Origin of the sequence: Pragia fontium DSM 5563 = ATCC 49100 (assembly GCF_900112475.1) — a bacterium.
Taxonomy (GTDB): Bacteria; Pseudomonadota; Gammaproteobacteria; order Enterobacterales; family Enterobacteriaceae; genus Pragia; species Pragia fontium.
Genome location: NZ_FOLW01000001.1, coordinates 732,799 through 752,404, shown reverse-complemented (window position 1 = coordinate 752,404; position 19,606 = coordinate 732,799). Strand labels below are relative to the sequence as shown.

Here is a 19,606-nt window from a genome sequence, read left to right as displayed (position 1 = left end):
CCGCCGGTAGCCATCACTACCGCATTGGCGCGGATTTGAATCAGGGTGCCTTCCATCATGTTCATGGCCACCAGACCACGGGCATGACCTTCATCGGAGAGCAGGTCGAGAACGAAGTGTTCATCGAAGCGCTTGATGTTCGGGTACTTGAGGGAAGTTTGGAACAGGGTGTGGAGCATATGGAAGCCGGTTTTATCGGCGGCAAACCAGGTACGTTCGATTTTCATGCCGCCGAAACGACGGACATCGATGGAGCCATCGTCTTTACGGCTCCATGGGCAGCCCCACTGCTCCATTTGTATCATTTCGCGAGGGCTGTTCTCGACGAAGAATTGCACGACGTCCTGTTCACAAAGCCAGTCCCCACCGGCGACGGTGTCGTGGAAGTGGGACTCGAAGCTGTCTTCAGGCTTGAGGACGGCGGCGGAGCCCCCTTCGGCGGCCACGGTGTGGCTGCGCATGGGGTAGACTTTAGAAATGAGGGCGATGGTACTGTCAGGATGAGCTTCGGCAGCGGCAATGGCTGCACGAAGACCGCCGCCACCTGCCCCGATGATAGCAATATCTGCGTTAAAGGTTTGCACTGCACTCCTCCAAATGTTCCAGTTTAATTATCAAAAATAGTCTCATACCAGTTGGTTTGATCCATAACGTTAGGAAAATCTGATGTTCTTATTCAGCACCATCGAAAATGTTGATGATGCTGGTGTTGGACGCTTATTCTACCTATTACTATGTAGGCGAATATTGATGTGGTCGATTTTTTTAGTATCTAACAAGCATAAACAATTACTTTTTTTTGAACATGATCATATTAATAAAGTGTGATCAATATATTAAATAAATGTATTTTTATGTAATTGATTAGATTTTAAGCTGACTTTTGGTAAGGCTAAAAAGCAACAAAGCGTTGTTGAAGTTTGTTTGTGTGATCATATACAGGTAGACTGCCGGACAAATTGAAATTTGGAGTGGAAAAATGAGCGACGTGGCCAGTTGGCAGCCTAGCGCTTCTATTGCGAACTTATTAAAACGTGCAAAGATTGTTGGTGAAATCAGGCGTTTTTTCGCTGAACGTGGTGTATTAGAAGTGGATACACCAGCGATGAGTCAGGCAACGGGAACGGATATCAATTTATTTCCTTTCCAGACAAGATTTGTCGGACCTGGAGCCGCGGACGGTATTCCTTTATTTTTGATGACCAGCCCTGAGTTTCATATGAAGCGCCTGCTGGTTGCCGGTAGCGGGCCGATTTATCAAATGGGCAAGAGCTTCCGCAATGAGGAAGCCGGTCGTTACCATAATCCCGAATTCACGATGCTGGAATGGTATCGCCCTCATTTTGATATGTACCGCTTGATGAATGAGGTCGATGACCTGCTACAACAAGTGCTCGACTGCGAAGCCAGCGAAGTCGTTTCATATCAGCAGATTTTCATTCGTCATCTGGATATCGATCCGCTATCTGCGGATAAACCTCAGTTGCGGGCGGCGGCAGCCAAACTGGAAATGGAAGATTTGGCCAACCGTGAAGAAGACCGGGATACACTGCTACAAATGCTGTTTGCTTTTGGCGTAGAACCGCATATTGGTCAGGAAAAGCCGACCTTTGTCTATCATTTTCCAGCATCGCAAGCGTCATTGGCAGAAATCAGTTCAGAGGACCATCGGGTTGCTGAGCGATTTGAGGTTTATTATAAAGGTATTGAACTGGCCAACGGTTTTCGTGAGTTGACCGATGCCGGTGAACAGCGCCAGCGTTTTGAGCAGGAAAATCGTAAACGCGAAGCACGTGGTCTGCCGGTTCATCCAATCGATGAGAATTTCCTGACCGCTTTGGAGCACGGATTACCTGAATGTGCCGGTGTCGCGCTGGGGATTGATCGCTTGATTATGATTGCGCTTGGGGTGAAGTCGATTGGTGAGGTGATGGCGTTTACGGTTGATAGAGCGTAGTTTTTGTATCTATCATTATCTGCTCCTAAGGTTGTAGTTAACTTAGGAGCAGACAGGTATCAGTTAATTCTCTTCGTCGGTTAAAAAGTTAAGTAGTTGTTCTGCTGAGTTTTTAAGCGCTTTAATATTTTCATCACTGGTGGCCTGAAATAATGCAGGTCTAGATAAATTTTCTACCTGATTATTTTTTATTATTCCATCGTAATTATTATTGTATTCATCAATTAACAATTGTAGCTTTTCCCCTTGACGCTTACTTACACCAATGATGATTTTTTTCAGAGGTTGTATATCTATATGGCTAACATTACTTTCGGGGAAAATATTTTCGGATAGCTTCGATAATGCATCAGCGACAGATGCAATTAATGCGCACTCAATTCCATAAGCATAATCATATCGCGTCATTCTCTTCTTATTCAGATGGATTACTATAAACATAAAAATAGCGCTGCATGTGAATATTAACAATAACTTCATTTAGATTATCTCCATCCGTGACGTTTCTAATTAACTAGATAATTCTATGTATTTAAATTTCCCCGGTTTTAAACGGTGGTCTGACCCCACTACGCGACATGGCATCAGCGCGCATTTGGAATGGCGGGAATGGCAGTGTCAGGTTATGTTCAGCATAGGCTTGTAGGATCAGACTATGCATCTCGTGGCGCAGCGGCATACGCGAACTCATATCGGCAGCAAATACCCGCAGTTCAAAAATCTGGATGCCTTGTTGAATATCAACTAAGAAGGCATCGGGTTGAGGGGTATCCAACACGTACTGGCACCGATGGGCTGCGGATTCCAGCAGTTGTTTTATCAGGTTCGGATCGGTATCGGCGGTTGCAGGTACGGTGAGTACAATACGCGTAATGGCATCGGACAGTGACCAGTTAACAAATTGTTCAGTGATAAAGGCCTTATTAGGCACGATTATTTCTTTGCGATCCCAATCAACGATGGTGGTGGCTCGGGTATTGATTTTGGTAATCGAACCGGTTAAATCACGAATGGTTACCGTATCGCCGATACGAATCGGTTTTTCAAACAGAATAATCAGGCCGGAGACAAAGTTGGCGAAAATCTCCTGCAAACCAAATCCCAAACCCACACCAAGAGCGGCGACGAGCCACTGGAGTTTAGACCAGTCCACACCAATCATCGAGAAAGCGACCATGCCACCGATAAGCATCAGGATATACTTAGTGATGGTGGTAATGGCATAGCCGGTACCCGGCGTCAGATCCAAGTGTTGAAGTAGAGCCAGTTCTAGCAAAGCAGGTAGGTTACGTACCAGTTGGGTGGTAACAATAAATACCAACGCTGAAATTAGCACCGAGCCTAAGGTTATAGCCTGAATACTTTCGGCACCCTGCGCAGAAGAGGTTACATCCCACAGGCGAATATTTTCCAGGAAGGCGAAGGCCGAGTGAATTTCAGACCAGAGAATAATCAGGGAGACTAAGGCGATCATGGTCAAAATTGAACGCACTAGCTGTAGCGATTGGGCACTGATGGCATCCAGATCGACCACCACCGAATCATCCGAGTCAGAGAGGTTATCCGAGTTGGAGGGGGTATTGTCTTCCTCTCCTTTGGCCCGTTGTGCTAAGCGTTCTGCCCGGCGCTGCTTGGCCCGGTCAAATTCGATTCTTCGCCGCTGAATTAACATCCAACGGCGGATAATATGATAAATCACCAGCAGGCCAAACCATATTGCTACCGAGGCTTCAAGCCTTAACAGCAGCGCCTGTGCTGTAGCGAGATAACCAAAACAGGCAGCCAGTGCGGCGGCAATGGGCGCACAGATCAGGAAGGTCCAGAGCGCCTGATTCACCATATTCTCGCCTGAGCCTTTACGATCAAGGTAGAGCGGAATACCCGCCCGCCTCAGATTAGTGGTCATCATGATCAGCGCACCGCACAGCAGAATAAAGCACAGGCGGCCGAGAGTACCGGAGAATTCTCGATCGTTAAAGTTATCGAAGCTGATAGAGGCAATAATCAGAGGAATAACGATCCAGAGTGACAGACCATAATAACGCATCGCTCTGGCAACTCTGGATTGAGACCAGCGGAAATGTGCAATAAACAACCCTTGTGGATGAGCAAAGCTGGCGCTGATCATAAACACCCACATCAGTGGAACGGTGGCATTGACGCCTTCACCGATAGCCACTGCGATGGGGTATTGCCAGGCATGTTGCAGCCCATAGGCTAATGCCCACCACAGTACCGGTAGCGGGACAGCCACGATAATTGACCAGAAAACGGTACGGATAGTGGCGTAGAACTGGTCCTGCGTCACTTTACCGATACGCGACGCGACCCGTTCTAAAAACGCCTGATAATGACGTCGGGAGCTGATATTGAAGCCGACCAGCACTATCGCTGCGATAATTAAACCCACCGATTCCTTGGTGGTTAACATCATGCTAAATGCACTACTGAGTTCCGAAAGGGTATCCAGCGACAGCAGTTGATTTAGATCCTGTACTACTTGAATGGGATAACTGAAAGTGAGTGGGTTTACGTCAGCCACCCAAAATAGATAACGGTGGGAGGCATCTTTAATTTCTGCCAACGCATCAATTAATTGGTTATTAGAGACTTTAAGTTTGGTTAATTCCAAAATTAGGGTGTCGTACCCGGACAGCAATGATGACAGCAAATCTTGCTGCATTTTGATCTGTTGTTTGACTAGTTCTTGCTGTTGAGTCGTCAGCGGCTGACCGTCATCCTGGGTTAACGGTTTCATCTGTGACAGCTTATCTCTCTGCTCATCAAGGCTTAGGCGCTGTACGCGCATTTCCGCCATTTCACTGTCCAGCGGCTGAGGTTTTGGCACTTCCGGCAGGCGCGATACTTGCATTCTGAGGGTTTCCCCCAGTGCAGTAGACATACCTAACCACTGTGCTTGCTCCGTCAGGGAGGTCATGGCCTGATGAACCTGCAAAATCTTTGTGATGGCGGCGCGCTGCTCGGTAGAAATCTCATCCATGCGCACTGCTTGTTGGCTGAGTTGTTCCGACAGTTCCTGATTTTCCTGCAACAGCTTACGGATTGACGTCGGAAGATCGCCATTTTGTTCAGCCAGTTGAGTGGTGTGTTCCAGGGTTTGTTTCGTTTCGGCCTGACGTTTGAAATTTAACTGGCTGTTGGTGACTTGAAGCAGGTTATCGGTTTTAGCCTGCTTATTTTTCAAGATCTCTATCTGTAAGCGCGAAATTTCTTGCCGATTACTGGCTGAAAGCTGTTCTAGCTCAAGCTCATCAACTTTGGCCTTATAGAAAGCCAGTTCAGCCTGTAATTGAATGTTTTTAGCTTGGTTAAGCGAGGAAGTTTGAGTCCCTGTTGCGGATTGGCGAAGTTCCAGTTCATTGAGCGCTTTGCGGGTTGAAGCTAACTGGAGCGGAAGTTGCGTCAGTGAATTACTGATTTCTCTGGCTCGATCCTGTTCCTGCTGTAGTTGACGACTTAACTCCAGCAGTTGGCTATTGATTTGAATAGATAGTTGTTCAAGTTCCGCAATGGCGAGGGTGTCGGAGGGAGCCGGTAGTTCATTGCTGCTTGATTCCAACTGGGTACGCAGCATTTTGGTTAATTTAGGAAACTCATCAATCGCTTTGCGATATTGCTGACTGCGAGAAAGAGACTCAGTGCGATCCTCTAACCAGCTCAGCGCACTTTGATAAATTTCAATAATCTCTTTCTGGCTGGGTACGTCCTTATTGGCTTCGGCCAGCTTAATTTCCTGCTTAATTTGTCCAGTATTAGGCAGGATTGCTGCCTGTAACGGGATAATAAACAGCAGGCTGAGTAATGCCAATAATAAACGTGTCCGCTTCATCCTTTATTAACCCGCTCTTTTATCAATTAAATTTATTTAGCGTATCTCGGCAAATAGTTCACCCATTCGGGTTGGCGTTTTACATTGTAAGGCCGGTGAGAAAGTGATGCTGTTTTCCGGAAACAGGTTGATCACGGTGGAGCCTAGCTTGAAGCGTCCCATTTCTTCACCTTTTTTCAGATGAACGGCACCTTCACCTTCAGTTGGGTAGGTCCAACGCTGGAGTACGCCACTGCGCGGTGGGGTAATGGTGCCAGCCCAAACGGTTTCAATACTGCCAACGATGGTTGCGCCCACCAGAATTTGCACCATCGGACCAAATGCGCTGTCAAACAGGCAAATGACTCGCTCATTGCGGGCGAACAGGTTAGGAACGTTTTCCGCAGTTAATGGATTAACTGAAAACAGATCGCCAGGCACATACAGCATTTCACGTAATACGCCATCACAAGGCATATGAACGCGATGGTAGTCGCGTGGTGAAAGATAGGTGGTAGCAAAGAGTCCATTACGGAATTTTTCAACCATCGGCATATTACAGGCCAATAAGGCTTCCAGAGTAAAGTCATGGCCTTTGGCCTGAAGTAGCTTACCTTCGGTGATTTGACCCAGTTGACTGATAGCGCCGTCAGCCGGTAATGCGATTTGATGTTCACCGTCGACTACCGGGCGAGCACCTTCACGTAATGGACGAACAAAGAAATCGTTAAAGGTCGCGTAGGTTTCAAGGTTAGGCTGTTCGGCTTCCTGCATATTGACACGATAATATTTGGCAAACCCTTTCACCACCAGATGGGTAAACCATCCAGCCTGTTTACTGGCGGCCCAGCCGGCCAGTTGGGTCAGTCCCTGTTTAGGGAGTAAATATTGTAATTGTACTTTTATGCGATCCAGCACGGGTAACCTCTTAACGTTGTTCTGTTCGACTTGTAAACGAAAGTCGCGCATTGTAGCGGGGCTGAAATGCAAAGTCATTCAACCTTGAGTAAATCATATTAATTCTTATTCAGCCTATTATGACCACAATGCGCGGGCAATGTTGCATTGTGGTTGGATTATAGACCGAAAGCTGATTAGTTCTTGGCCTCGATAGTATTTTTACGTACTTTGACGTCAGCCATACTATCAAGAATTCTCAAATAGTTATCATAACGTTCTTCTGTAATCTTATCTTGCTCTACCGCTTCACGGATGGCACAGCCGGGATCGTCAATATGTTTGCAGTCGCGGAATTTACAGTGGCCAAGATAATCACGAAATTCGATATAGCCTTGGGTCACTTGCTCTGGCTCTAAATGCCATAAACCAAATTCACGTACGCCGGGAGAATCGATAATATCGCCGCCGTCCGGCAGATGATATAAACGGGACGCGGTGGTGGTATGTTGGCCGAGTCCCGAATTGTCAGAGACTTCACCTACGTTAATTTTAGCTTCACTTTCAGGTAATAGCGCATTCAGTAAACTGGATTTACCCACCCCTGACTGGCCGGCAAAAATACTAATGTGATCGTCCAGCATGGCTTTTAATTCAACCATGCCTTCTCCGCTGTAGCTGGAAACCTGAAGCACGGTATAGCCGATACGCTGGTAAATTTGCATGGTTTGATCGATAAAGTCGCGTCCTTCTTCATCCAGTAAATCAACTTTATTGAGAACGATGATCGGAGCAATCGACAGCGTTTCACAGGCGACCAGATAGCGGTCGATAATATTCAATGAAAGTTCTGGCAGAATGGCAGAGACGATAATGATTTGGTTAATATTGGCGGCAATGGGTTTGATACCGTCATAAAAATCTGGACGAGTGAGCACGGATTCCCGTTCATGTACGGCTTCAATAATGCCTTTAGTATGGGCATTAACTGGCGCGCGCCATACCACACGGTCACCCGTAACCAGTGAAGCAACCGTGCGGCGAATATTACAGCGATGTTGGCTACCGTCAGCGGCCTCTACATCGGCATGTTTGCCGAAGCGGCTGATTACTATCCCTTCCTGAGGTTCGCCAAATAGAGAGTCGTCTGGCTCAGGTTTTTGGTTTGTTGTTTGTAAACGCCGCTGATGATTAGCTGCAACGCGCCGTTGTTGGCCTTTGGACAGTTTATTTTTACTCACAAAAACACCTTTCAGGTACAGCGACAGTCGCCGGATACATATCAAGCGACTATGATACACTGATGTATAGTTAATCACGCAGGAAACATCATGTCTGAGAATGAGAATAACCTGATTTGGATCGATCTGGAAATGACAGGTTTAGATCCACAGAGTAATCGCATCATCGAAATTGCCACTATCGTTACCGATGCCAACTTGAATATTCTGGCGGAAGGACCGGTTTTTGCCATTCATCAAACCGATGAGCATATGGCGATCATGGATGAGTGGAATACTACCACGCATACCGCAAGTGGTCTGGTGAAGCGAGTAAAAGAGAGTACGCTGGACGAGCAGGCGGCGGAGCTAAAGACCATTGAGTTTTTACGTCAGTGGGTTCCTGAAGGCTGTTCACCTATCTGTGGCAACAGTATTGGTCAGGATCGTCGCTTTCTGTATCGCTATATGCCGGAACTAGAGCGTTACTTCCACTATCGTTATCTGGATGTTAGTACCTTGAAAGAGCTGGCTCGTCGTTGGAAGCCGGAAATTTTGGACGGCATCAAAAAGCAGAGCACGCATCAGGCGTTGGACGATATTCGTGATTCTATTGCCGAGTTGGCCTATTACCGTGAGAATTTTATTAAGCTGTAATCACGGAGAGTGCTGTAGCAACAAGCGTTTTAAAACTGTTGTTTATTGAATCATAATGCTGTTTTAATAGACAAGCGGTACGAAATTACGTTTTTTTTCGGTTGAGGGGCTTGCGGCTTAAGTTAATTTTCGTATAATGCGCTCCCCGTAACGTAATAAAACGTTCGGCATTTGGAATGCGGGAATAGCTCAGTTGGTAGAGCACGACCTTGCCAAGGTCGGGGTCGCGAGTTCGAGTCTCGTTTCCCGCTCCAAAATTTAGATAGTTGTTAGCAGTATCAGAAAGTTAGGCTTCGCTTAATGCGGGAATAGCTCAGTTGGTAGAGCACGACCTTGCCAAGGTCGGGGTCGCGAGTTCGAGTCTCGTTTCCCGCTCCAAGTTTTCTTCTTAGGGTTCTAATAAACTCAATTTTTGTATCTTTAGCGTTTTCGACTTCTTAATCTTGAGAATCCAACTTTATTGATTCTAATCTCAGGGGGCCGCCTACTGATGCAATCAATAGTTCGTAATGGAAAACCAAGAAAAAATAATCAACTCTATGATATTCTAAGTTTGTTTCTCAAATGATTCACTGTTCCTACTGTAGGGAAGTGGACACCATCAATAGGCTTTAACGCTGTCTTATCTGTGCCGTAAAGTTAGTAAGCAATTATTAAAGGATTATTATCCTAAACTCATTTTATAGTGGTTGAACTATTAATGATTTTTCTTTGATTTTAAATCTGATATCAAAATTCCTATTGAGTTGTTGGCTAACAATGCTCGTTTTGTTTTAAAAAACATATGTAAAAAATCTTAATTCAATTTATTAGTCATAAACTTGATGTACAACGCCCACAACTTGTCCAACTGTTATATAAAGTAATTTTATTTATAAACTGTTCATTTTATAGGTGATTAAAATTTTTTATAAACCTAATAGTTCCCATTAAACGTGTTGCAATTTCATAACTAAATGATTTAGATCAGGAAATTTTGGTTTTATTTGAAAGTATGTGATGTTTGTCACAGTAAGGTCATACTCTTTTGTGCAATTAATAAGCAAATAAACAAGTAAGATTAAATTAATTGGACAGGGAGATATAATGGCTCATTTTAATGAACTAAAAATACATACCCCAGGACCGGGAAATATCCCATTACCAGTAAGGTTGGCTTCAATATCTGATATCTTGCATCATAGAGATGAGCGTTTTAAAAATATATATTCTGAATTACAAAGTAATCTCCAATATATTTTTCAAACCCAAGACCCCATTTTATTAATGCCAAGTTCTGGGACCGGAATGATGGAGTCGGTTGTCGCAAATCTAGTATCACAAAATGATACGGCTCTTATCATTGATTCAGGTAAATATAGTCACCGCTGGATCGATATTTTAAAAAAGCATAACGTTAAAAATATTTCTATCTTGACTTGTCCCTCAGGGGAATCAATTCCGTTGATAAATATTGAAACTGCAATGAGGAATGTATGTCCTGATTTCGTTTTTGTCAGCCATTGTGAGACGTCAACGGGATTGGTTGTTGATGTTAAGCAACTAAGTGAAAAATGTAAGGAGGCTAAAGCTAAGCTTGTTGTTGATGCTATGGCAACGATTGGTGTGCAGCCATTACTAAAAGATGAATGGAAAATTGATGTTGTCATTAGTGCTTCTCATAAAGGTTTTATGAACCCGCCGGGGTTGGCTTTTATTTGTGCAAGCCGCGAGTTAATTGAAAAATCAACCGAAATAAGTCAAACAGTCTATTTTGATTACTACTCTCATTTAATCAATGGTGATAACCAGACGACGCCTAACTCAACAGCTACAAGTTTAATTCTTGGTGTTCATGCAGCTACGAACGCTATGGTTGCAGAAGGCATTGAGCCAATATGGGAGCGGCATAAATTTTGTGCCAATCTGTGTCGTAAAGGCATACAAGCAATGGGGCTTGAGCTTTATTGTCGTGAGGACGAAATGGGTAATGCTGTTACGGTTGCCAAGCTGCCTGATTCACTTTGTGCTCAAGATATTATCAACAATTTGAAAGAACGATTTCATATCATGATTGCCAATGGTCAAGATCATCTGAAAGGCAAAGTTATCAGAATTGGTCATATTGGTGCTGTTACGCCTGAAGATATTCTTCATTTGCTCACAGCTCTTGAAATAACGCTTTGCCTGCTTCAGTCACGGAAATATGAAGCCATTGGTTTAATTGCGGCATGGAATGAATATATAAAAAATTAAGTTATTAAAAAGGATTTAATATGAATAAGAAAATGCTATCGGGAATATTTACCACACTCATAACTCCATTTAATGCAAAAGGAGATATATGTGAAAAGACCCTAAAAAAATTAGTCGATTTTCAAATTAATCATGGTATTACTAAATTATGCCCAAATGGTGTTACTGGTGAAACAGCTGCGTTAACTGACGAAGAAAAAATTAAAATTGTCGATATTACACACAGGTATGCCGATGGTCGGGCTATGATTATACCTGATATGGGAACGGAATGTTTGGCTAGGACTAAATCACTGATTTCCGAGGCTGAAAAAATTGGTGTTTCAGCTGTACTTGCCTTTACACCTTATCTTGATCCACCAACTAAAGCTGGGATTGAGGCCTATTTTTTGAATATTGCAGAAGATTCTAACATTCCTCTTCTTATTCACAATTTACCAGACAGAACAACTGTAGATATATCTATTGACAGTATCAGTGTCTTAGCAAAACACCCACATATTGCAGGTATGAAGGAAGGTAATCAAAGTATTCGGAGATTTGGAGAGTTGTTAGAGGTAACTAAGAATCAGGATTTTGTTGTGCTATCTGGTAATGACTTCTCTGCTTTACCTGCGATGTTATTAGGTGCTCATGGACATATTTCTGTCGCGGCTAATATTATACCGAGAATAATGGCATCGATTGCCACTGCAGCCATCAATAATAATGATTTTGTCACAGCCAGAGAACTCTATAAAAAATACCACCCATTATTTAGGGCTATGTATTTATCGACTAATCCTATTGCGGTCAAAGAAATTTTTAAGCGTTGTCATTTTGACTGTGGTCCAACTCGGCTACCGTTGACAGCATTAGAAATAGATAAGTTTGAGACACTCAATATGCTCATTAAAAAAACGGAATTATGGTGATTTATATGAATGATTATTCAAGAAAACTGGATGTTAAATCTGTGTATGGTGGTGATGTTAGCCGTGCACTTATTTTTGCTTCAGAATATGAAGCTGGCTCACATATTATTCGTTCTGCATTAGCGAGTGCTGAACCAGGTAAAGGAGGTAAAGAACATTACCACCCTGACACCTCTGAAATCTATTTGCTGATAGATGGGCAAGCAGTGGTTGAGATCGATGGACATAGTATCGTGCTTAATCCTATGGGTTGTATTCAAATACCCAAAAATACCAAACATAGAATTCGTGCCGTTGGCGATAAGCCTATCAAATATCTGGCGCTTCACGTTGCAGAATTAACCTTTAATGGTGCAGTTGTGCATCGCGAGGTTAAAGAATGAGGATAATTCTGCTCGGGGCGGGTAAAGCGGGCTACTTACATCTCAATTCGTACTTGAAGATGATAGACAGTCAAACGTTGCCAGATGTAGAATTTCTTTTTGTTGATCCTGGAATGACTCCTGGTAAAGATTTATTAAAGTTATGTGAGGAAAAAAAACAACGATTGAAAATATGGCCAACCTTAGAGGCCTTAATCCATGATAATCACATTTACGACAGAGAAAATGACATTATTGATCTGTGCTTACCATCAGCAATTTTATTTGATGAGTTCTGCCATGCTTTAAAATTAGGATTTAAGAAAATAATTATTGAAAAACCGATTCTTATTCGGGAGGGAATAAATAGTGAAATAGTTTCACTTATTAAAAATGCTGATGTTTTTATGGTGAGGAATTATTTATATTCATTTGTACAATATAAGATTAAAGAGCTGCTCCAAGAGTTTGAGATTTTACCTGAAATGTTGTTAACAAATTTTTCTAAGAATAGAGTACAGGAATCTTTTTCAGGCAGGGCGTTTACAAGAGAGCATGCCCCAACAGCTTTTGAAATTGAGATCCCTCATCAATTATATATTGCTGATGATATTTTTGGTCAAAGTGGTAGGACTATTTACTCTATGGCTGAAGATATGGTTAAAAATGATGAGTGTATTAATTCTCACGGACTTGGTGTTGTTATTGATTATTTTGGTAAAAATAAAGTGGCAATTCATTATTCTAATTTGCAACATTCTGAGATAACAAGAACACTTGATATATTTTGTAGTAATGATTACACCATTCATTCGATTTACTCACCAATTTGTGAGGAGTTAAATGATATTAAAGCTAGCGTTGTATTATTAAGGGGTAACAGAATTGTTAAAAAGTATTTATGCATAGAGCGAGATGATAATATGTATAATATGTTTTCTTTCGCTATTGATGCTTTAATTAATCATCGTAAAGACCGTCTTTCTACGATTAATGATTTGATCTACACTAGTGAGCGCTTATTAAATATCATTGATAAGTCAAGAAAACAGGAGGATAGACTTCAGGAAGAAATACATAATATTGATCTAAGTTTGGTTTATAAACTAATGATTAATAATTATGTGTTAAATGGAGATGCGAAAAACGCCATGAATAATTTCATAGAACAAGTCAATATTAATAAGTTCAATGAAATATTACCGTCAATGTTTGCTAAATCAAATAGTGAGAGTACCAATAATGGGGTTGCTTAAACGTCATTTACATACGGCTATTATTACTAAGGATATTGACTATCTTAGTTTGTTTTATCAGATATTACTGAATGCAGATGTGATCAAAGATATTACTCTAGATAGTTATGAGTTTCAAACCGGTATTGGTTTGCCCGGAATGACAGCTCGGACTATTCATTTATATAGTTCATCATTAGCGTTCACTTTAGAGTTAACCCAGTTTGATGATCATCATGATACTGTTGACGAAAAACGGGTAAATACTAGTGGAATTCGTCATCTTGCTTTTGAAGTTGATGATATTAATTCTGTTATTGAGGCTCTTGAACAGCAAAAGCTAAAATTCACTTTAGTCACGAAATTCCCAGTAAGAATTAAAACTGTACATAACATTATCGAGTTTATTTATATGCGCGATCTGGAAAATAACATTATTGAATTAATCAGTTATAAGGAGTTATAACATGGGATTTACACTGGACATTGGACAACAAGCCCCTAACTTTACGCTTGCAGGCGCAAATGGAATTGTTTATTCATTACGAGATTTTACTGCGCCAAATATTGTAATTGCATTTATTTGTAATCATTGTCCGATGGTTAAAGGAACAATGACGCGTATAGTAAAACTAGCCAATAAATATGAGCAGATTTCATTTGTTGCTATTAACTCAAATGATGATAGTCATTATAGCAGTGATGCTTTTCACTATATGTCTAGTTTTGCAGATGCTTGGGGTATGAAATTTCCTTATCTTTACGATAAAAAGCAAGAAGTTGTACAAGCTTATGGAGCGATAAGAACTCCACATTTTTTTGTTTTTAATGAGAGTCGACAACTAGTTTATCGAGGTCGGTTAGATGATTTCCCTCGTGATGAATCACTGGCTACAACTCATGAATTAGAGGATGCACTGAATTCATTAACTTTGGGTGAAGTTATATCAGCCCCTATAACTGAACCTAAAGGCTGTACTGTTAAATGGGCAGGTAAAGATGAGCATTGGTTACCTGAAGAATATTGCGACTTATAATTATTAATTGGAGTCAAGCATGAAGAATTTAATCATCAACAATTTCGGTACTTCGATAACGGATAATAATATTACCGTTGGTGCAGATATTATTAATCCGGACGATTCAATTGATCGATTATATTTTACGACAAATATAAAATATAAAAATGAAATCAGCGAACGTGCTGACACGTTTCTTATTGCCACATTATTTTATGCAATGCGTGAAGGGTTGGATATTTATATCGATGGAACGATAAGTGATACGTTAATACGAAATATCGAACGTTTTCAAGCAGCTTGGCTTTGCTGGCGACCTGATCGTTATCGTAAAGTAAGCATTAGTGCAAAAAAAATTGAGGAAGGTGTTTTTAATGTAAAAGGCGACGCCATACAAACCTTTTCTGGGGGATTGGATAGTACTTTTACAACATTTCAACACATGGGCGGTAAATCTCAACAAACCCTTACTAGCGCTGTTATGGTACATGGTTTTGATATTCCTTTAGATAGTGGCGATGTTTATGATGCGATCTTTCGACGCAGTATTCCTATTTTGGCCGAAGTTCATGTCACGCTTTTTCCTTTGAAAACCAATTTTAGAGAGTTATGGCATAAGGATCTTAAACATTGGGAAGATGCATTTGCTACTGGTATGGTGGCCAGTATGATGTTTTTTTCTAAAAATCACAGTTATGGTTTAATCGCTAGTTCGGAGCCTTATAACAGTTTATTGCTGCCTTGGGGATCAAATCCTATTACCGATCCCTTATTATCGTCCGATTTATTTCATGTTGAGCACGATGCGGCTGAGTACACTAGGGGGGAAAAAGTAGCAATGGTTAAAGACTGGCAAAATGGTATTGATAATTTACGCGTTTGCTGGCAGGGAAATGATATACGGCATAATTGCTGTCGGTGTGAAAAATGTATTCGTACTATCTTAAACTTTAAATCCATCGGGGCTGGCGTTCCCAAGTCGTTTCCATTAGATATCACGTACAACCATATTCTGGCCTTACGTGGCTTATCCGAAGCTCATTTAAATCCGATGAGACAAATCGTGAATGAAGCTAAAAAGCATCATATTACAGATGATTGGCTGTCGGCCGTTGAGGAAATGATTCAGATAAATGAAAAAGATATTCAGTCAGGTAAGGTAAAATCGGGACAATTACCACAAGTTTTGGATTCTTGATCATGAATACACTCTTTTCTCCAATTAGAATTGGTCAGTTCAATTTGAATAATAGAATTGGCTTCGCTCCAATGAGCCGGTTGGCGGCTCTAGATGATACGTTTCCTGCTCGTTGCCGCGAGCTTTTGGTGAACAGAGCAGAGTCTGGTTGCGCTATTATTACCACTGAAGCATTAGCAATAAAAACAACAGCCCCTTCGTCGTTAATGGGGCAATCACTATTTTATAGTGACAAGCACGTTCAGGAGTGGCGTAGCATTAATCAACAAATTAGACGTTATGGGGCGGTGCCTATCATACAGTTAAATCATTCAGGACGTTTAGCTAATGATAGGCGGGCTTGGAACGAAGGATCTTGCATTTCCTCCGGTGATATTCCCCATTGTGGGTTAGATCGTATGACTAAACGGCCTTATGTTAGACCAAAGGCGATGATGCAGCAGGAAATTAATCAGTTAATTGAGAGTTTCGTGTGCTCGGCCAAACAGGCGGTTAAAGCGGGGTTTGCCGGGATAGAAATTAACTGTGCTCATGGCTATTTACTGAATCAATTTATTGCCGAGTCTATTAATAATCGTCAGGATTGTTATGGCGGAAATATTGCGAATCGGTTCAAAATCGTGACAGACCTATTTTGTGCACTAAGAGTTGCGACAGAGGGGAAAGTCTTACTTTCTATTCGATTGTCATATCAAAATTCTGCATCAGCGGCAGATAAGCTATTTAACAAAGAGTCCCAGCTCGCACAAGCTATGGCTATTTTGGCAAAATCAGACATTGACATTATTTCATTAAGCTGTCCTGAAATGCTAGACGATCCGATTGGCTATACGCTCCACTTTGCTTCATTAGTAAGAAAATACTGGTCTAGATATCTCTTTGCCGCCGGAGGGATACATAACCAAGATACAGCTAATCGTATTCTTAATTATGCTGATATTGCTATGGTGGGTAAATCGCTATTATTAACGCCACAATGGATAGAACTAGCAAAGAATAATTGGCCTTTAGATTCATTCGACCGAAAAGACTGCCAAGAAATCTATGGTAATAAGATACTCTATTAGTGTGGTATCTATATGAAAATAACAATTGTGGGAATGGGGTATGTTGGACTATCTAATGCTCTGTTATTGTCACAGTATAATGAAGTTGTGGTATTGGATATATCTGTGCAGAAGGTAGCATTATTAAATCAAAAAATATCACCCATTGATGACGAAGGCGTCAAAGCTTATTTAGCAAAGACAAATAAGCTTTGATGGCGACGTTAAATAAAGAAATGGCCTATCAGAATGCAGACTACGTTATTTTCGCGACACCAACTGATTATGATACACAATGTAATAGCTTTAATACTCAAACGGTGGATGCTGTAATTCGCGATGTATTACTTATTAATCCCGATACTATCATTATTATTAAATCAACGGTGCCGATTGACTATACAAAAAGGATTAGCTCATCCCATCAGACTAATAATATTATCTTCTCTCCTGAGTTTTTTACGTGAAGGTCGAGCTTTGTATGATAATTTGCATCCATCTCGTATTGTTGTAGGTGAGAGAAGTGATAGGGCCAGACATTTCGCTGAATTACTTCAACAGGGTGCAATAAAAAAAGAAATTAAAGTAATTCTTACAGAATCGACAGAGGAAGAAGCTATTAAACTTTTATCTAATTCATATTTGGCCATGAGGATCGCTTTTTTTAATGAAGTCGATACTTTTTCTGAAATTAATGAGTTGAATAGCAAGGATATTATTGATGGCATGTGTCTTGATCCCAGAATCGGTAATCATTATAACAATCCTTCATTTGGTTATGGGGGATATTGCCTACCTAAAGATATAAGGCAGCTAAGAAGTTGCTATCATGATATTCCCAATTCAATAATTAATGCTATCGTTGATGCTAATACCATCCGAAAGAATTTTATCAGTAATTCGATAGCTAAACGTAAACCGGAAGTAGTGGGGATTTACCGTTTAACAATGGAGAGTCAATCCGATAATTTTAGAGAATCTTCAACAATTAGCATAATAAAGCACCTTATAGCAAAAAATATTCGTGTTATTGTCTATGAGCCACTATTAGAGAGTGATAGATTTATTGAAGTAGAACTCATCCGTGATGTGGCTGAATTTAAACAACGTGCCGATATTATTATGACTAATAGAGTATCACCAGATTTATCAGATGTTATCGATAAGGTCTATTCAAGGGATATCTATTTACGTGACTAATTGAGCTTTGACAACCGGATATTTGACCTATCTCCCCCCCCTGGTTTTTCGATATTATTTTCAAGACAGATTATGTTATATTGATGCTTTACTGTGCAATTGTTCAAAAAGCGAACACGAGAGGGAACTATGCCAATTGATTTTAGAAAATACAAGTCTTATCCAATAATCCCTGTAACTCAACAAACTAGGCAATGGCCAGAGAAACGTATTACTACCATGCCAAGGCTATGTAGCGTTGATCTCCGTGATGGAAATCAGGCTTTAGCTGATCCTATGGATCTTGAAAGAAAGCTAAAGCTTTATCACTGTCTACTTGGCATCGGGTTTAAGGAAATTGAGGTGGGTTTTCCCTCTGCGTCTGAAACAGATTATGCTTTTATTCGTCATTTAATTGATAATCAATTGATTCCGGACGATGTGCTTATTCAAGTGTTGGTCCCAGCTCGTGAAGAATTGATTGCCAAAACAATTAGTGCTCTTGTTGGTGCATCAAAAGTGGTGATCCACCTTTATAATTCAACCTCAAAACAGCAACGTGAGCAGGTTTTTTGTAAAAGTCGTGAGCAAATTGTTGAACTTGCATTGTCTGGCGTGGCGTGGATTGTCGAGGAGATTAAGTCTCATCCTGAAACTGATTGGCAGTTAGAATACTCTCCAGAGAGTTTTACCGGTACTGAACTCGATTTTGCTCTAACGATTTGTAATGCTGTTAGTGAAAAATGGATCAATGCCACAGGTAATGGTTTGATTATTAATTTACCGTCAACGGTAGAGCTCAGTACCCCCAATATTTATGCTGATCAGATTGAGTGGATGTCAGCTCATTTAGCCTATCGGGATAAAATTTGCTTAAGTATTCATCCTCATAACGACAGGGGAACTGCTATTGCGTCGGCTGAGTTAGGTATACTAGCCGGTGCGGATAGAGTCGAAGGAACCTTATTTGGTAATGGTGAAAGAACCGGTAATGTTGATCTGATTAATTTAGCGTTAAATTGTACAGTTCAGGGGATAGATTCAACGCTGGAGCTCTCCAACTTGCCTGACATTGTCAATTGTGTTGAAGACTGTAATCAGTTAAGGGTGCCACCGCGCCACCCTTATGCAGGGAGCCTTGTGTTTACTGCTTTCTCGGGTTCACATCAGGATGCAATAAAGAAATCTCTTGTATTGCAGTCTAATAAGAATTATTGGGATGTACCTTATTTGCCGATTGATCCTAATGATATTGGTCGAAGCTATGAAGAAGTTATTAGAATTAACGGGCAGTCGGGTAAGGGTGGGATTGCCTATTTGTTAGAACACCATTTTGGCATCCGTTTACCAAGAGGAATGTTGATTACGTTGCAGCAGACGGTGCAAAAGATTGCTGATGAGGAAAATAAAGAAGTTAATAAGGAGTCTATTTATCAGGCTTTTTCTGATCAATTTATTAAAGAAGATGGTCCATTGCGTTTCATTAATATTAATGCTTTAGATATTAATGATGCGGCCACAACAATTGCAATTGCGCTATGCTATAACTCAGAAGATATTGTTGTTCAAGGCTCAGGAAATGGTGTTTTAGATTCTGCGATTAAAGCGCTGGAAGCTCGCTTTAATATCAGTCTGTCAGTCGTTGATTATACTGAAAGTGCGTTAACTCAATCCAGTCAGGCAGAAGCGATTGCTTATTTGTCAATTAAGATCGCTGGCGACACATTTTATGGTGTTGGGATAAGTAGTAATATAGCAGTAGCACCGCTGATTGCGCTAATCTCTGCCATGAATCGATTTTTATCTTGTTCAACACAGGCTTGAGTCCATGTTCATGCAGATAATGAACAGTTTTAGT

The 19,606-nt window shown here is 41.2% G+C and carries 16 protein-coding genes, 2 tRNA genes and 1 pseudogene; 14 read left to right on the top strand and 5 right to left on the bottom strand.

Going from position 1 to position 19,606, the window contains the following annotated elements:
• Positions 1 to 584, bottom strand: a 584-nt coding sequence (locus BMZ28_RS03080; RefSeq protein WP_139211624.1) for an FAD-binding protein, incomplete at its 3' end; no start/stop codon positions are given.
• A gap of 395 nt (positions 585 to 979) precedes the next feature.
• Between BMZ28_RS03080 and epmA the strand changes: the two genes are divergently transcribed.
• A complete protein-coding gene (gene epmA, locus BMZ28_RS03075; protein WP_074820571.1) occupies positions 980 to 1,957 on the top strand; it encodes an elongation factor P--(R)-beta-lysine ligase in 978 nt (325 codons plus the stop codon).
• A 63-nt stretch (positions 1,958 to 2,020) separates the two neighbouring features.
• On the opposite strand, the gene BMZ28_RS03070 is transcribed toward epmA, so the two are convergent.
• The 4 genes from BMZ28_RS03070 to rsgA all read right to left on the bottom strand — a co-directional run bounded on the left by BMZ28_RS03070 (position 2,021) and on the right by rsgA (position 7,924).
• Positions 2,021 to 2,437, bottom strand: a complete 417-nt coding sequence (locus tag BMZ28_RS03070; protein WP_074820569.1) for a hypothetical protein — start codon at positions 2,435 to 2,437, stop codon at positions 2,021 to 2,023.
• A 52-nt stretch (positions 2,438 to 2,489) separates the two neighbouring features.
• Positions 2,490 to 5,807, bottom strand: a complete 3,318-nt coding sequence (gene mscM / locus BMZ28_RS03065; protein ID WP_074820567.1) for a miniconductance mechanosensitive channel MscM — start codon at positions 5,805 to 5,807, stop codon at positions 2,490 to 2,492.
• A 36-nt stretch (positions 5,808 to 5,843) separates the two neighbouring features.
• Positions 5,844 to 6,704 (bottom strand): archaetidylserine decarboxylase, encoded by an 861-nt coding sequence (gene asd / locus BMZ28_RS03060; protein WP_074820647.1) that lies wholly within the window; start codon positions 6,702 to 6,704, stop codon positions 5,844 to 5,846.
• A gap of 176 nt (positions 6,705 to 6,880) precedes the next feature.
• Positions 6,881 to 7,924 carry a small ribosomal subunit biogenesis GTPase RsgA gene (gene rsgA / locus BMZ28_RS03055; protein ID WP_074820565.1) on the bottom strand — a complete coding sequence of 348 codons (1,044 nt, stop codon included), beginning with the start codon at positions 7,922 to 7,924 and terminating at the stop codon, positions 6,881 to 6,883.
• Positions 7,925 to 8,014: 90 nt separating this feature from the next.
• On the opposite strand from rsgA, the gene orn reads away from it, so the two are divergent.
• From orn to BMZ28_RS02985, 13 genes and pseudogenes are all read left to right on the top strand, one after another.
• Positions 8,015 to 8,560: an oligoribonuclease gene (orn, locus tag BMZ28_RS03050; RefSeq protein WP_047779756.1), complete on the top strand. Its 546-nt coding sequence runs from the start codon at positions 8,015 to 8,017 to the stop codon at positions 8,558 to 8,560.
• Between the two features lie 178 nt (positions 8,561 to 8,738).
• Positions 8,739 to 8,814 (top strand) — tRNA-Gly (locus BMZ28_RS03045).
• Between the two features lie 48 nt (positions 8,815 to 8,862).
• Positions 8,863 to 8,938: transfer RNA gene (locus BMZ28_RS03040), tRNA-Gly, on the top strand.
• Positions 8,939 to 9,646: 708 nt separating this feature from the next.
• A complete protein-coding gene (locus BMZ28_RS03035; protein ID WP_074820564.1) occupies positions 9,647 to 10,795 on the top strand; it encodes a pyridoxal-phosphate-dependent aminotransferase family protein in 1,149 nt (382 codons plus the stop codon).
• A 20-nt stretch (positions 10,796 to 10,815) separates the two neighbouring features.
• Positions 10,816 to 11,709 (top strand): 4-hydroxy-tetrahydrodipicolinate synthase, encoded by an 894-nt coding sequence (gene dapA / locus BMZ28_RS03030; RefSeq protein ID WP_074820563.1) that lies wholly within the window; start codon positions 10,816 to 10,818, stop codon positions 11,707 to 11,709.
• A gap of 5 nt (positions 11,710 to 11,714) precedes the next feature.
• Complete coding sequence (locus BMZ28_RS03025) at positions 11,715 to 12,092, top strand: cupin domain-containing protein (protein WP_164720425.1); 378 nt, start codon at positions 11,715 to 11,717, stop codon at positions 12,090 to 12,092.
• Entirely contained in the window at positions 12,089 to 13,327 is a 1,239-nt protein-coding gene (locus BMZ28_RS03020; RefSeq protein WP_074820560.1) for a Gfo/Idh/MocA family oxidoreductase, read from the top strand. Before BMZ28_RS03025 ends, BMZ28_RS03020 begins: the two co-directional genes overlap by 4 nt.
• Positions 13,314 to 13,772: a VOC family protein gene (locus BMZ28_RS03015; protein WP_074820558.1), complete on the top strand. Its 459-nt coding sequence runs from the start codon at positions 13,314 to 13,316 to the stop codon at positions 13,770 to 13,772. The genes BMZ28_RS03020 and BMZ28_RS03015 overlap by 14 nt, the downstream gene beginning before the upstream one ends.
• Before the next feature lies 1 nt (position 13,773).
• On the top strand, positions 13,774 to 14,343 hold the full coding sequence (locus BMZ28_RS03010) for a thioredoxin family protein (RefSeq protein WP_074820556.1): 570 nt from the start codon (positions 13,774 to 13,776) through the stop codon (positions 14,341 to 14,343).
• Positions 14,344 to 14,362: 19 nt separating this feature from the next.
• A complete protein-coding gene (locus BMZ28_RS03005; protein WP_074820554.1) occupies positions 14,363 to 15,523 on the top strand; it encodes a hypothetical protein in 1,161 nt (386 codons plus the stop codon).
• Between the two features lie 2 nt (positions 15,524 to 15,525).
• Positions 15,526 to 16,590 (top strand): oxidoreductase, encoded by a 1,065-nt coding sequence (locus BMZ28_RS03000; protein ID WP_074820552.1) that lies wholly within the window; start codon positions 15,526 to 15,528, stop codon positions 16,588 to 16,590.
• 12 nt (positions 16,591 to 16,602) lie between these two features.
• Positions 16,603 to 17,769 (top strand): annotated as a pseudogene (locus BMZ28_RS02990) (nucleotide sugar dehydrogenase).
• Positions 17,770 to 17,898: 129 nt separating this feature from the next.
• On the top strand, positions 17,899 to 19,572 hold the full coding sequence (locus BMZ28_RS02985; protein WP_074820548.1) for a 2-isopropylmalate synthase: 1,674 nt from the start codon (positions 17,899 to 17,901) through the stop codon (positions 19,570 to 19,572).
• Positions 19,573 to 19,606 lie beyond the last annotated feature (34 nt).